Source organism: Paraburkholderia silviterrae (genome assembly GCF_004353915.1).
GTDB lineage: Bacteria > Pseudomonadota > Gammaproteobacteria > Burkholderiales > Burkholderiaceae > Paraburkholderia > Paraburkholderia silviterrae.
In genome coordinates this window covers 1-14,518 of record NZ_SMRP01000061.1, presented here as the reverse complement: position 1 = coordinate 14,518, position 14,518 = coordinate 1, and the positions used below count along the sequence as shown (strand labels likewise).

Genomic DNA, 14,518 nt, shown 5'->3' with positions numbered 1-14,518 from the left:
CGTCCAGAACCCCGGTGGCTCCGAAAGAGCACCGGGGTTCTGGCGTTTACGCGGCTGAAACGATACCTCTGCCGGAGAGATTTCTAGATCCACTTGCAACCACGCAAGCAGATCTCGTGCGGTTTTCAGTATCCGCGTATCCGTCCAACGACTGCCGTCCTGGCGCTCAGAGCTTGATGCGTTCAAGGCATGCCTGAATGAGATCGTGGTCGATTGCGGCGGGGTCGAATGTTCCTCCGTACCAGCTGATCATGCGTTCGTGCTCCGGGTGGGCGGAGTCGGCAATCGCCTCGAGGAAACCAGCGTAGCCATATGGGCCACCTACATCTTCGGGCGGGCAGGCATTGGCGCCACCGAGGTATACGGGAGTCGGGCAGGCAGCTGCCGGCAAGACTTATTCCACCTTGATCTTGTGCTCCCAGTCGTCGCCGAAGTCGTAGACGTATCGCAATGAAGCGGCGCCGCCCAGGCATTTGCCCAGCTTCACTCTTACTTCGGAGACCACCGATTTGTCGTCGAACTCCGGATCGGGGACGCCATAGTGCTCTCCGGCGATTTCGAACTCATGCAGATGGTAGTCGAGCCAGCCCATCGCGGCTTGTATCACGCGGTGTAATTTGGCGAGCGTGATCGTCTCTGGTACCAGAACTCGCCGCCAGATCAGCGGCTTGATTCTCGCCAGCTCGATCTTCAGTTGCAGCAGTTGTCCCGGTGAACCGGAAGTGGTTTTTCGTGCAGTCATCTCACGCGGCCTCTTGCAGGACAGGTTGCATTTCGATATTCCGGGGAACCGACAAAACAAAAAGCCCGTCACGCAAGTGACGGGCTTTTTTCATTTTATCGCCAAATCTCAGCGATAAACCACTTAGCGCTCCAGGAACGGACGCAGCTTGTCGGCGCGGCTCGGGTGCATGAGCTTGCGCATCGCCTTGCTTTCGATCTGGCGGATACGCTCGCGCGTGACGTCGAACTGCTTGCCCACTTCCTCGAGCGTGTGATCCGAGGTCGTGTCGATGCCATAGCGCATGCGCAGCACCTTCGCCTCACGCGGCGAGAGCGCCTTGAGCGCCTCATCGATCGCGGCGCGCATGTTCGCGTGGATCGCCGCATCGGCGGGCGATGCGGAGCCCGCGTCTTCGATCATGTCGCCGAGCGTCGCGTCGCCATCGTCGCCCACCGGGCTTTCGAGCGAGACAGGCTGCTTGGCGATCTTGAGGATGCCCCGCACCTTCTCTTCGGTCATGCCCATGCGCGCGGCGAGATCGGCCGGATGCGCTTCCATGCCGGTCTGCTGCAAAATCTCGCGCGAGATGCGGTTCAGCTTGTTGATCGTTTCGATCATGTGCACCGGCACGCGGATCGTGCGCGCCTGGTCGGCGAGCGCACGCGTCACGGCCTGGCGCACCCACCACGTGGCGTACGTCGAGAACTTCCAGCCGCGGCGATATTCGAACTTGTCCACGGCCTTCATCAGGCCGATGTTGCCTTCCTGGATCAGATCGAGGAACTGCATGCCGCGGTTCACGTACTTCTTCGCGATCGAGATCACGAGACGCAGGTTGGCCTTGACCATCTCGCCCTTCGCCTGACGCATCTTCGCTTCGGCGGCGGTCATGCGGCGGTTGATTGCCTTGATCTGCTGCAGGGACAGCGATGCGGCCGCTTCGATCTCGGCGAGCTTGCGCTGTTCGGCATGGATGGCCGGCAGGCTGCGCTCGATGGAGGGGCCGTACTTGCTCGAGGCAGCGGCGGCGCGCACGCCCCAATCGAGGTCCGTCTCGTGGCCCGGGAACTGCTCGACGAAGGCTTCGCGCGGCATGCCGCAGCGATCCACGACGATCGCCAGCACGTTGCGCTCGATCGCGCGGATCTGCGCAACCTGCTCGTGCAGCAGCGTGCACAGACGGTCGATGGTACGGGCCGTGAAGCGGATCGGTGCGAGCTCGCGCTGGATGTCCGCGCAGATCTGCATTTCGGCGGCTGACGCGCGCGCGTTGGCATCCGTCGTGCAAGCCATCTGTTCGAAAAGCGTGCGCACGCGTGCAAAGATCGCCAGGCTGTCGGCCTTCAGCTGCGCGAGCAAGGCTTCGTTGGCCTTGCTGTTGTCGGCGTCGTCGTCGTCGCCGTCCGCGTCGTCCGACTCTTCTTCGTCCGAGGCCTGCGCTTCGATCTCTTCGTCCGCGTCGGCGTCGGCCGCGGCGGGCTCCTGCGCGGCTTCATCGCTGCCGATGCCGTCGACGAGCTCGTCGATGCGCATTTCCTCGGCCGCGACGCGGTCGGCGTCGGCGAGAATCGTCGCGACGATCGACGGGCAAGCCGCGATTGCCTGGATCATTTCCTGGAGGCCGTCTTCGATGCGCTTGGCGACTTCGATTTCGCCGGCGCGCGTGAGCAGCTCGCTCGAACCCATTTCGCGCATATACATGCGCACGGGGTCGGTCGTGCGGCCGAATTCCGAGTCGACCGTCGAGAGCGCGACTTCGACTTCCTCGTCGGCTTCGTCGTCAGCCTGCGAGTCTGCGCGCGCGTCTTCGTTCAGCAGCAGCGTGTCGGCGTCGGGCGCCTGCTCGTAGACCTGCACGCCCATGTCGTTGAACGTGGCAACGATGGTTTCCAGTGCAGCCGTCTGCGCGAAGTTGTCGGGCAGGTGGTCGTTGATGTCGGCGTGGGTCAGGTAGCCGCGTTCGCGGCCGAGCTTGATGAGCGCGCGCATTTGATGCTGGCGCTTTTCGAGTTGCGAGCCACCGTCCATCTGAGTCGTATCGCCGGTCTTGTCCTTGGCTGCGCGGCGGGCGGGGCGGGCAGACGAGGGCAGCGCGTCTTCCCGGTCATGGCTTGTCAATACAATCTCCTCGAAAGGAATTGCCCAACGAGGGCAAAAAAGGGTCACGCGCCAGCGGCGTGGCGTCCGGCGATGACGAAAAATTGCAGGGGAATGGGCGGGGGCGCGTGCCGGTCCCGCCGAGCGAGCGCCAAACGCACATTGGCGTGGCGGCCTGGATTTTCGTGCAATGCAGAAAGATCGCGTATGGTAGTGCGTTCCGCCACGTGAGGCAACCGTAATCGTCGCTTCGGCGCACCTGGCGGGGTTGCCCGGGGTCGAAACGTAATTGAAAGGTCTTCAAAGTGGCGTTTTTAGCGCTTCGCGGCTTTCCACGAGCGTGATTAGACGCGATTCCAGGACGATGGTTCGCGCGTTTTATATCGCCAGATAAAACGGACGCGCTGCCTGGAATTGCGCCGAAGTGACGCCTGGGTGCACGAGACGCGCTGCGATCGATCCCCGCTGTGCCGATTGCAGTGCGCCGCAATATCAAGAAGAACGCCTAAACACCCGTCTGCGTTGACCGTCTTGCACACTCCGGCGCGTTATGGCGGTAATTCGGCGTACTGCGGCAGCGTATCGGCAATCTCGTGCCAGGGTGCCTTGGAGCCGACAAAGATGTGCCCTTCGGGGCGGATGGACGGCATGTCGATGAGCGTCCCCATCGTCACATGGGCGAACGCCCCTTCGCGAACCACGGAATACAGCAGCGAGCCACAGTGGCGGCAATGAACGTCGTGCGCGGCGCCCGGATCGCCGTAGACGAGCAGATCGCCCTCGCCTTGTTCGAGGCGCAGGCTCGCGCGCTCGATGCCCGCGAACGGCTTGAACGCCGAGCCCGTGGCGCGGCGGCATTGCGAGCAATGGCAATTGAAGGCATAGCCGAATGCGTTCGCGACGCGGTAGCGCACGGCGCCGCACAGGCACTGGCCGCGCAGCGTGGCGCGGGTATTGTCGACCGGCGTTGAGTTCATAGGGGCCAGGAAGCAAACGAAGTGTTACGGGTGCGCCGTGTTGCGTGTTGCCGTCTTGTTTATAGACGAGCGTCGCGAAAAGGTTGGTCTCGTTGTGCAACGGCCCGTGCGCGGCGAAAGGTAACCGCTTATGGGATTTTTCACCCTGAAAACGGGCTTACCGCGCGCTCCGACGCCCTGCAAGGCCCATAGAAGCCTCTCAAACCCCATCCAGCGCGCTTTTTAGCCGGTTGGCGCTCATCAATTGGGACCCATCGCGCTGTACCCGGTCCCAAATCCGGTTACCTCACGTTCCGCCATCCACGGCGATGACCGGAACGGCTGCGCTTATCCGGGCCGTTCTCTCAACTCCTTCAATCCCTTGATCACGACGAGCAACGCGCGGCCGTGCTCCTCCGAGCCGTCCCACACGTCGACGATGGCGTTGCGCAGCAACTCGTTATAGGCGGCCGCGTGCCGCGAGGCGGGCTTCACGCCGTAGAAACTGCATAGCTTATTGAATGACGCACTCCGACGCAGCCGGCGACCGTTCGACAGCCGAAGCCGCGATACCGTTGGCTGGCTGACCCCGGAAAGCCGCGCAATCTCGCTGGACGAGCGTGCATCGGCCGATAGCTGGCGCAACAGTTCCTGCACGGGAAATTCAGTGTCTGGGGCTTCCATGTCATGCATTATACCTATACAGTAACGATTATTGAATTGCTCGCCGGGTTGGCGGGCGCGCTGCATTCCGAGGAAGTCGATGGCACTGAAACACCTACCGCCCACGTTTTGCTGGTCCAGGATCGGATCGGAGACGGGAGAAGATCTCCCCACGATCGTCCTTCGCAAGGAGTGGGAGCGTCGGTTGGGGGGCGGGCGGTTTCTGTGGGGCATCAATCAGTCGCTCGGCAGCAGTGCGCAGGTTGCTGCACTGCGCACGGGCTCGCTCCTCGCGCTGTTCTCGCCGGCGGCCAGCCGTCCGCGAGTTGCCGACGTCAAGCGCGAGGACGCGCTCGTCTGGAACGCGTGGGTGGACGCGAGCGGCCAGGTGCGGCCACTGCCGCAGCATGTGTTCGTCACGAGCCGCACGCGCTTTCCTTCGGGCAAGCCGCGCGATCATCACTACGCGCTCGTGTGCGCGTCGCCCACGGAGCTCAGCATCGGCAGCAGCCTGCGCGTGCAGCCCGAGCGCCTGCGCAGCGTGAGCACGGCAAAGGCTCCGTGTGCGTCGCAAGGCACGGTGGTGGTGGACCGCGTCGAGCGCGCGGCGCCAAAGGCGGGCGCGGAATTCGGCGCCGGGGGGTATCCCGTCGCGTTCGGCGTGGAGCTCGAGGCGCCGTATTTCGTGCGCCTTGCCCAGCCCGCGCGCGTGAAGGCGCGCGATATGGCGGCGCTTCACGAGGCGGCGCGCAATGCCGATTTCGAGGCATATCTGGAACTCACGAAGCGTCTGCGCAGCGAAGCGCCGGCGCAGCATGCGCGCGGCGTGACGAGCGATCTCTTCGACCTGCTGGCGAAGGCGCGCGACCTTGCCGCGATGCGCTCGATCTCGCGCGACACCGACTTCGACGCCTATGCCGAGATGGCGCGCAGCCGCCGCGGTGAGGCGCCGGCGCTGCTGGCGCGCGGCGCCACGCGCGAGCTCTTTGCGCGCGACCTCTTCGATATGGCGCCGGCGGAGTGCATGGCGCCCGCGAGGCGAAGCGGTGGTTCCCGAGCCAGGGGCGTGTCATTCGGAGCGTCATCGAAGGGGAGCACTCTCGGGGTGCAGGGGGATTTGCTTCGCGGCATCCCTCACGGGGATTTGCTGTGCGGCATCCCCCAAGGGGACTTGTTGCACGGCGCAGACTGGACGCAATTAACAATGGAACTCATCCATGGCGATCTACATCCGTTCAAGCGAGGCCGAGGCCGCCCGAGGCTTTCTTGAGGCCAGCCGCAACGTCGATCAGGCATTCCGCGCCGTGCGCGCTGTGCACGACGAAGCCGATGCCTCAGACCGCACGCTAGCCTGCGGTGAGGCCCAGTCGCGCCTCGACTTCGCACTGGATGAGCTGGCCCGCGCGCAGGCGTTGTTCGACTCGGTGGCGCGCGTGCAAGGGCGGCGGCGCGTGCGGGGTGGGATGGATGCCTGAAAGATCGAGCCAGGCGGCCCCAAAGACTGACATGCCGAAATGATGCGCGAGGCCGCGCAAACCGGCGTGGGCTCCATGGCGCTGGTAGCCGTCGAGCAACGGCTCGCGCCTCATCGGCGCATCGTCGAAGACGATCTCGCCGCCGCGCTGCTGCCCGCGCCCGCGCGCTGGCTCATTGCGCTGATGGGCCCGCGCACGGCGGCGCACATGGCTGCGATGGCCGAGCGCAAGTATCCGGGCCTGTGGGGCGGCATGCTATGCCGCAAGCGCTATATCGACGAAAAGCTGCTCGAAGCGCTCCCGCAGATGGAAGCGTTCGTGAACCTCGGCGCGGGCTTCGATACGCGTGCCTACCGGCTGCTGCACGGCACCCCCGTGCATGCATGGGAGCTGGATCAACCGGTCAATATCGCGGCCAAGCGCAAGCGCCTCGCGAAGCGCTTCGGCGCGATACCGTCATTCGCGCGGCTCGTGGCGGTCGACTTCGAGCATCTCGCGCTCGATGCCGTGCTGGCCGCGCAAGGCTATACGCGCAACCGGCGCACCTTCTTCGTCTGGGAGGGCGTCACGCAATATCTCGATGAGGCGACCGTGCGCGGCACGCTCGAAATGCTGGCGCGGGCCGCGCCCGGTAGCCGTCTCGCTTTCACGTACGTGAGCCAGGACTTTCTCGAAGGGCGTGTGCCGCCCGGCCAGGAGGCGCTGTATGAGCGCTTCGTCTCGCGGCAGGCAATCTGGCGCTTCGGTCTCGATCCCGAAGCGGTGCGCGCGTTTCTCGCGCCTTACGGCTGGCGTGCGATCGAGCAGCCCGAACCCGATGCGCTCGCGCGCCGATACATCGCACCCACTGGCCGCCCGCTCACCTGCATGCCGATCGAGCGCACGGTCTATGCCGAGCGTGTCTAGCGCCTCTGGCCCCGCTGGCACCACGGCACGCGCCGCGGCTACTCGCGCGGCTCCGCCTTGAGCTCGAGCAGCTGCGCGACGAGCGGCCAGCGCCCGGCGGCCTCCTGCCAGGTGTCCTCGGCCTGCACGTCGAAATAGCGCTCGGCGTCCACGCCCTCGACGAGTCGCGCGAGCGCGTCGATATCGCCAGGCAGGCGCGCCACGTTGCGCGCGCGCCGCCCGTTCAGCCAGCGTCCCAGCGCCATTTACTTGCCTCCTTGCACCCACACGCCGTCCGGCGTGTGGATCATGTAGCCCGTGGGCGTGGTCATCATCACGGTGCCCTCGTTCTCGCCCACCATGCGCGTTTGCGGCAGGTTCGTCGCGTATTGCGCGAGCGGCTGGGCGCCCGGCAGGAACGGGCTGCTCGCGACGAGGTTCGAGAGCAGTTGCGCGAGCGCGAGATAGCTCGTGGGCGTATCGATCGTGACCGGCCCGCCCGCGTGCTCCGTGCCCGCGCGCAGGCCCACCACTTTCACGCCCACCGGCACGTGCACGATGTTCGGCGTGGGGATCTCGCGCATGCCCGCGATCTGGTTGTCTTCGCCGCGCAGCGCCGCGCCATGCTCGGGCACGAACACGATCACGGCCTTGCGGCCCGACTGCGCGACCAGGTCGATCAGCTTGTCGACGTCGCCGAGCAGCGACTGCAGGCGGATCGGATAGGAGCGCAAGCTCGTGAGATTGGCGTTGACGCCGGGCAGGCGGTTGCCGTCGTGCATCGTCACGGTGTTGTAGTAGAGCGCGACCGGGCCGCCGCCGGCGGCGACGCGCTGCTTGTACCAGCGCGAAAGCACGTCGTAGTCGCCCACGAGCGGCGAGCCGTCGAACTCCTTCATGACCACGGGCAGGCCGTCGTTCGGGGGGATCGTCACGCCCGGCAAGCCGATTTCCTTGAGCACGGTGCCGCGGAAGTCGTCGAAGCGGCCGTTGTGGTTGAGCAGCGCGTTCGGCGCGTAGCCCGCCTGCGCGAGCTGCGCGAACAGATGGCATTCGGGCGGCGCCGGGTCGTAGAGCGCCTTGTGCGGCTCTTGTCCGCAGGTCGCGCGCAGCACGCGGATGGCCGCCGGGCCGCTATAGCTCGCGCCGGAGCTGAAGTTCGTGAAGATATAGTCGAAGCGCGAAAAGAGCGGGTTGTTACGCATTTTCACGACGTCCATATCGTCCCACGAGAGCGAGCAGATATGCACCACGATGATGTCGAACTGCGCGCTGGCGTCGCTCGTGAGCGGCGAGAAGTTCACGTGGCGGCCTTCCTCGTTGGCGCGGAACGCGGCGAGCTGCTGGTCGTAGTCGCCCACCTGATCGTTGCGCGGTTCGTTGCCGCTGGCGTTGTCGCCCTGGTCGCCGTTCTGGGCGAGCGCGGTGGTGGCGTTCGCGATCAGCGTGCCCGCGCCCTGCCACAGCGGCACTGCGACGAGCGCGATCAGCACGAGGGTCGTCACGCGGATCCAGCGATTGATCAGGAAGTAGAGCAGCAGGGCGAGCGCCGCGCTCACGATCATCGACAAAGACACCACGCGCCCGATCAGTTCCAGCATGTACGAGGCCTGGAAGGTGAACAGCACGGGGATCTGCGAGATCGCGCGCTCGATGGGCGGCATGCCCGACTCGTGATAGACGAGCGCGATGCCCGCGACGATCGCCAGCACGTTGCGCACGATGCGTAGCCAGCGCGGCTTCACCGGCATGAGCAGCGCGAACGCGAACAGGATGTTCAGCAGCCAGTCCGCCGTGAGCTTGCCGACCGAGAAGAGGTACAGCTTGGCTAAGAAGTAGAGATTCCAGAGGCCCATGTTCAGTCGCGTTCCAGCGTGAATTCCGTGTCGTTATGGCGTGCGAGCATGGTGTGTGCGTCGCGCCCTGCTTGGTAGCCGTGTTGGTCGCCGTGTTGGTCGCCGTGTTGTCGCTGCGTCGTATCTGCGTCGTATCGCTCACGGCTGGCGCGCCGGGTTGCCCCGCTCGGGCCGGCGCCGCGTGAAGAGGTTCTCGAGCGCGTCGAAGAACGCATCGGCGAGACGCAGGTAGCCCTGCCAGCTCAGCGTGATGAGTTCGACGAGTCCGTTGAGCGGGGCGTCCTCGCGTGGCACGTCTTCCCATTCGAGCCAGGCGTCGGCGCGGCCGAAGGTGCACTCGACGAGCCGCCGCTCGCGCTCGATCGTCAGGTCTTCGAAGCGTACGCCCAGGTGAGCGTCGGCCAGGCGCGCGACCACGGCCGGGAAGTCGTGCTCGAGCGTGCCGCGCGAGAGGCACACGCTCACGCGCTCACCGGGCGCGAGTTTTTCCGCGCCGGCTTCGGGCGGTAGCACAAGGCCGAGGCCCCCCATCGAATAGTTCTCGGTTTTGCAGGCGAGCGTGCGGCCGTCGGGCAGCGTGAGCATGGCGGGCACGCGCAGCGGGATGCGGTGCGCGACGCGCACCTGGCGCGCTTCCTTCGCCACGCCCACGGCAAGGCCGAGCACCGTGAGGTTCACGAAGGCCCAGAACAGGTTCATGAACACCGTGGCGGGCTCATCGCTCTGCCAGATCGTGAGCCGCCCGATGCCAGCCAGCATGCCGATCGCGTTGAGGCCGAGCAGCACGAGATAGGGCGTGGAAATGGTCCAGTCGAGATAGTCGCGCTCGATGTGGCCGCCCTTGGAAGTCACGTTGAACTTGCCGAGCTTCGGATTGATGAACGCCATCGTGGTTGGCAGCACGATATACCAGGCGAGCACGCTCTCGTAGGCTTCAGCCCAGAACGAATGGCGATAGTGGCCCTGGATGCGCGAGTTGGCGATGGCGGAGATCAGCAGGTAGGGCAGCACGTAGGCGAGGATCACGGGGGCAGCCGTGTTGATCACGTGCAGTCCGAAAAACAGGAACGCGCACGGCATCACGAGGAAGATCAGGCGTGGGATGCCGTAGAAGAAGTGCAGCATGGCGTTGCTGTAGCACAGGCGCTGGAAGAACGAGAGCCCTTTGCCGAACCACGGGTTGTCGACGCGGAAGATCTGCGTCATGCCGCGCGCCCAGCGGATGCGCTGGCCGATATGCCCCGCGAGGCTCTCGGTCGCGAGGCCCGCGGCCTGCACGGTGCGCAGGTACGCCGAGGTGTAGCCCTGGCGGTGCAGGCGCAGCGAGGTATGCGCATCTTCCGTGACGGTCTCCACGGCAATCCCGCCGATCGACTCGAGCGGCTTGCGCTTGATGATCGCGCACGAGCCGCAGAAGAAGGTGGCGTCCCAGAAGTCGTTGCCGTCCTGGATCAGGCCGTAGAAGAGGCTGCCTTCGTTGGGCACGCGATGGAACGTGTCGAAGTTGCGCTCGAACGGATCGGGCGAGAAGAAGTGGTGCGGCGTCTGCACCACCGCGCATTTCGGGTCGGCGAGGAACGTGCCCACCGTGGTCTGCAGGAACGAGCGCGTGGGGATGTGATCGCAGTCGAAGATGGCGATCAGCTCGCCCTCGGTGAGCGGCAGCGCGTGATTGATGTTGCCGGCCTTGGCGTGCGTGTGCTCTTCGCGGCGGATATAGCCCACGCCCACAAGCGCGGCGAAGTCGCGGAATTCGTCGCGGTCGCCGTCGTCGAGGAGGTACACGCGCAGTTTGTCGCGCGGCCAGTCGATCGTGCTCGCCGCGAATACGGTCGGACGCACGACCGAAAGCGGTTCGTTATAGGTCGGAATGTAGATGTCGACCGTCGGCCAGTCGGCGGGATCGTCGGGCAGCGCGCTCGGCTTGCGGCGCAGCGGCCACGCTGTCTGCACGTAGCCGAACACGAGCACGACCCACGTATAGAGCTCGGCCGCGAACAGCACGTAGCCCACGATGGCCTCGGCGGGGCTCGCCAGATGCAGCGTCTGGGTGCTGCGCCACCAGACGTAACGGCCCGTCATGAGAATCGAGAGCATCACCATGAGCATGGTGGCGAGATGCCCCGGGATGCGGCGCGCGACCATGACCATGAGCCACACGAGGACGAACAGCAGCACCTGGCTGCCGAGCGGCAGCGGTGTCGTGCAGATCGCGACCGCTGCGGCGAACGCGAGCCACAGCAGGCACTGGCGCAGGAAGGGCACGCGGTCGAGCGCGGCGGAGCCCCGTTCGAGGCGCGCGCGGATGCCGTCCCAGTCGACGGCGGGCAGCCGTGCCGCGAGCGCCGCGTGGCCCTTTGCGACGCGCCGGTAGACGGGCTCGAGACGCTTGTCGAGCCACACGCGCAGCGCGATGCGGTGCGGATGCGGAGCGGTGTGCACCTTGCGCAGGTCGGCGGCGAGGCGGCGGCGTGCGCGGCGCGGACGCAGGAACAGGCGCAGGAGCCACGCGCTCTTGCTGCGCTCGTCGCCCACGTCGAGCTGCTCGGCGATCTCGCGGCCCAGCGCCGCGAACGCGAGCGCGGGCCAGTCGCGCTTGCCGGGGCGCGGCGGCCGGAAGAACAGGCGCAGCAGCCATTGGGCGAATGCGGCGTCGGCGCTGACGCTCAATTCGCGCGCGCTCACCCGGCGCAGCCGCGTCCAGAACGACGTCCATAGCCCGATCGCCTGCGCGCGCATCATCGGCCGGCCCCTGTTGCGCCTTCGGGCACGCTGTCCGGCGTTTCGGCGAGCGTGTTCGTCGCCCAGTGCGATAGCCACGAGGCGATGCCGTTCAGGTCGTGCGCCGCCTGCGAGGCGGGTGCGCTGCGGCAGAAGTTGGCGCCGCCCGCGAGCGCGGCGGGCACGCCCGTATCCGCGTGCACGAGATACGGCAGCATGGCCGCACCCAGGCGTGCGCGCAGCAGCACGACGAGATCGGTGTGAAGCGGCCGCGCGGGGACGACCGCATTCGCGACGAACGCTGCGCGCTTGCCCGCGCGCGCGAGCGCCGCGGTGAAACGCGGCAGCGTCGCGCAAGTGGTGGCGTCGGGCGTGAGCACGCCGAGCACGAGATCGGCGGCGTCGATCGCCTGGCGCGCGTGCGGCGAAGGCCAGGGCGCGGTGTCGATGAGCGCGATGCCATTGGCCGGCAGGTCCACGCGCGCAAGCCGCTCGCGCAGCCAGGCGCGGTGGGCGTCGAGGTGGGCGGCGCCGTCGTCGTCGTCTTCTTGCGGCGCGCTGCCCCAGGGGAGCACGAGCACGCCGTCGTCGCTTTGCAGCGCGGCGCGGGCCCAGCCGTCGCCGGCGGGGTTCGTGTCGGACGGATTCGTCCCGCGCAGATTCGTGACGAGGCCTTCGCGCGCGTTCTCGCGCAGGCCGAAATGCAGCGCCAGCACGTTGCGGGGATCGCATTCGACAGCGAGCGCCGCGTGCGAGCGCGCGGCAAGCAGGCTCGCGAGCGCGGCGGTGAGCGTCGTGCGGCCCGCGCCGCCCACGGCGGAGACGATCGCGACAGTTCTCATGAGCGAGGCTCCGCAAGGTTGGCCGCTACGGCTGGGGTGGCCGCAGCGGGGGGCACGGACGAAGGCCGGCGCACCACGACATCGGTGCGGCGCTTGCCGCGAATCACGAGGGCGCCCAACTGCGGCGGCAATTCGAGCGGCCGCTGGCGCACGGGCTTGGCCCAGTTGGGCACGAAGCGTCCAAGGCGCAGCCGCCACGCGAGCCACCAGAGCGGCGCGGCGAGAATCAGCCCCCAGACGAAATAACCGAGAAAGATGTTCATGTCAGTCTCCGCCGGGCCGCCCCAAGGAGGCTGACGGCCCCCTCGGGGGGCAGCGAACGAAGTGAGCGTGGGGGCGCGTTCAGCCTCCGCCGGGCCGCGAACGCAGTGAGCGAGGGGGTCTTCATATCAACGGCGTCCCTGAGCTTTGAGCGGCAACGATACCGGGCGCGGCTCGGCGCGCGGCACTTCGCTGCCGTCCGATTGCCACACGTTGGGCGCGAGCGAGGCGGCGGCGAATGCGGGGAGCGTCGGCAGCAGGCCGCTGGCTTCGGGCGCGTCCGGCGCGGCGCCGTTGCCGGTAGCGGCGGCAGCGTTTGCGGTTGCACTGGCGCCGTCGGCGCTTCCATCCGGCGTGCGTGCTGCCGCCGCTGCTTCGCCCGCGGGCGCGTGCGGTGCGCTCGGTGCATTCAGCGCGAGCCAGCCCGAATAGTCGGGCGGCGTTTGCGCCTCGATTTCGTCGGTCAGCGTATCGAGCACCGCCGCGATCGATTTCGGATCGCCGCAGCGCTGCTCGCCGAGGAACAGCTCAGCGAGCGCCCGCTCGAACACGCGCTGGAGCACCGCGTCGGCGTCGCCGAGGCGGCAGGCGAAGAAGAACACGTAGAGGCTGTCGCCCGCCGCCGTCATGATGTCGCCCGCGCGTCGCAGCACGCAGGCCTTGAGCGCGTCCACGTGGGCCACTTCGGGCATCAGCGCGAGACGGATCAGCACGCTCGGCAGCTGGATCACGCGGCTGCGCTCCACGGCGGCGCTCACGAGCTCGATGAAGCGCGTTGCGCCGATGTAGCCGGTCTCCTCGCCGTGCATCACGCCGGCGAGCGCCTGGCGGTAGTCGGCGGGCACGGGCCGCGAATACACCTGGCCCTGCAGGCTCTCGACGATCGCCTCCACCTGGGAGAGCGTCGTGTGGCGCGGCACCACGCGGTTCGCGCCGAGATTGAGCATCAGCGATTCGTAGCGCATCGCCACGGCTTCCTCGCGCACGATGATCTTGAGCGCATTGCCGCATTGCAGCCGCAGCGTGTGGACCTCCTCGGCGAGCGATTCGAGCTGGCGGCTCGCGCCGAAGTCGAGGACCACGGTGGCGGCGACAGCAGTGCGTGCGGCGGCAAGCGCGGCTTCGTTGTCGTCGACCACTTGCCAGCTGGGCGGCAGCACGCGCTCGTTGAGCACGGCGTCGCGCGAGATGATCACGCGGCCCTCGTCGGGCGCGAGCAGGCCCACCACGCCCATCGAGCGCTCGACGCTGCCGCTCGTGGTCGTGACCATGAGCCGATGATCGACCGCCGCGAAGCGCAGCGGCAGCGACTGGCTGCCGAGCACCGTCTCGCCGGCGCGCCAGAACGCCACTTCCCAATGGAACTGGCCTTGCGTCTGCAGGAGCTGCGCGGCACCGGCGAAGCGCGCCTGGAAGGCGGCGAGCTCGGGGTGCGCCTCTTCGTCGCCGAGGCCCGGCGGCTCGGCCACCAGCAGCACACCGTGGCGGTGCTGGGCGCACCAGTTGGCGAGCTGCGCGCCCTGGCGCGCGAGCGTGGCGGCGTCGTGCCAGGCGAAGAAGGCTTCCGCGCCTTCGATGTAGAACTGACTCGCGGGCGCCGCGCACTGGTTGGCGAGGGCGTCGAGCGCCTCGATCAGCACCTGCGCGCCGTCGCGGTCCGCGAGCGGGACGAGCGAGCAGACGTTGGCCCAGTGATGGGTCGCGCCGGGCCGGTCGATGTCGATGCCGTGATCGCGCAGCGTGGCCGCGATGCTCGCGCCGTCGCGCGTGGAGAGCACCGTCGCGGGGCCTTCGAGCGCGGCGGCGGCGGTCTGCCAGAACAGCGCGTCGCGCGCCGGCGAGGCGCTGGCATAAACGACGTGTACCTGGCCCGGGCCCAGCGCGGCGAGCGCGGGCGGCAGGCCCTCGATGGCGAGTGGCTCGCGTCGCGAGAGGCGCGCGATCAGCGAAGGGTGCGGCTCGCGGCCAGCGCCTGCGGCGGGCGTCGCTACGCCGGGCGTCGCCACGCCGGGCGCAGCGGCGCCCGCCGCGGCCAGCG

The 14,518-nt window shown here is 67.3% G+C and carries 11 protein-coding genes and 2 pseudogenes; 3 read left to right on the top strand and 10 right to left on the bottom strand.

Annotated elements, in window-relative coordinates:
* Positions 1-166: 166 nt before the first annotated feature.
* From EYW47_RS40200 to EYW47_RS40185, 4 genes and pseudogenes are all read right to left on the bottom strand, one after another.
* Positions 167-742, bottom strand: a pseudogene (locus tag EYW47_RS40200) (plasmid pRiA4b ORF-3 family protein).
* 123 nt (positions 743-865) lie between these two features.
* A complete protein-coding gene (gene rpoD, locus EYW47_RS40195) occupies positions 866-2,842 on the bottom strand; it encodes an RNA polymerase sigma factor RpoD (protein ID WP_133200346.1) in 1,977 nt (658 codons plus the stop codon).
* A 527-nt stretch (positions 2,843-3,369) separates the two neighbouring features.
* Positions 3,370-3,798, bottom strand: a complete 429-nt coding sequence (locus EYW47_RS40190) for a GFA family protein (protein ID WP_133200345.1) — start codon at positions 3,796-3,798, stop codon at positions 3,370-3,372.
* A 327-nt stretch (positions 3,799-4,125) separates the two neighbouring features.
* Complete coding sequence (locus tag EYW47_RS40185) at positions 4,126-4,461, bottom strand: helix-turn-helix domain-containing protein (protein WP_133200349.1); 336 nt, start codon at positions 4,459-4,461, stop codon at positions 4,126-4,128.
* A gap of 79 nt (positions 4,462-4,540) precedes the next feature.
* Between EYW47_RS40185 and EYW47_RS42605 the strand changes: the two are divergent.
* The 3 genes and pseudogenes from EYW47_RS42605 to EYW47_RS40170 all read left to right on the top strand — a co-directional run.
* Positions 4,541-5,470, top strand: a pseudogene (locus EYW47_RS42605) (hypothetical protein); the annotation flags it as partial.
* A gap of 187 nt (positions 5,471-5,657) precedes the next feature.
* Positions 5,658-5,915, top strand: coding sequence for a hypothetical protein (locus EYW47_RS40175; RefSeq protein ID WP_133200344.1), 258 nt, complete (start codon positions 5,658-5,660; stop codon positions 5,913-5,915).
* A gap of 39 nt (positions 5,916-5,954) precedes the next feature.
* Positions 5,955-6,821 (top strand): SAM-dependent methyltransferase, encoded by an 867-nt coding sequence (locus tag EYW47_RS40170; RefSeq protein WP_133200343.1) that lies wholly within the window; start codon positions 5,955-5,957, stop codon positions 6,819-6,821.
* Positions 6,822-6,859: 38 nt separating this feature from the next.
* Here the strand turns inward: EYW47_RS40170 and bcsR are convergent, their stop codons facing one another.
* The 6 genes from bcsR to bcsE form a co-directional block, all read right to left on the bottom strand.
* Entirely contained in the window at positions 6,860-7,066 is a 207-nt protein-coding gene (gene bcsR / locus EYW47_RS40165) for a BcsR/BcsP family cellulose biosynthesis protein (protein ID WP_133200342.1), read from the bottom strand.
* Positions 7,067-8,656: a cellulose biosynthesis protein BcsG gene (gene bcsG / locus EYW47_RS40160; protein ID WP_133200341.1), complete on the bottom strand. Its 1,590-nt coding sequence runs from the start codon at positions 8,654-8,656 to the stop codon at positions 7,067-7,069.
* A gap of 138 nt (positions 8,657-8,794) precedes the next feature.
* A complete protein-coding gene (gene bcsA, locus EYW47_RS40155) occupies positions 8,795-11,395 on the bottom strand; it encodes a UDP-forming cellulose synthase catalytic subunit (RefSeq protein WP_133200348.1) in 2,601 nt (866 codons plus the stop codon).
* Complete coding sequence (bcsQ, locus tag EYW47_RS40150) at positions 11,395-12,219, bottom strand: cellulose biosynthesis protein BcsQ (protein ID WP_133200340.1); 825 nt, start codon at positions 12,217-12,219, stop codon at positions 11,395-11,397. The genes bcsA and bcsQ overlap by 1 nt, the downstream gene beginning before the upstream one ends.
* Positions 12,216-12,482: a hypothetical protein gene (locus tag EYW47_RS40145; RefSeq protein WP_133200339.1), complete on the bottom strand. Its 267-nt coding sequence runs from the start codon at positions 12,480-12,482 to the stop codon at positions 12,216-12,218. Before EYW47_RS40145 ends, bcsQ begins: the two co-directional genes overlap by 4 nt.
* 126 nt (positions 12,483-12,608) lie before the next feature.
* On the bottom strand, positions 12,609-14,518 hold a 1,910-nt coding region (gene bcsE, locus EYW47_RS40140), incomplete at its 5' end, for a cellulose biosynthesis protein BcsE (protein ID WP_338117871.1).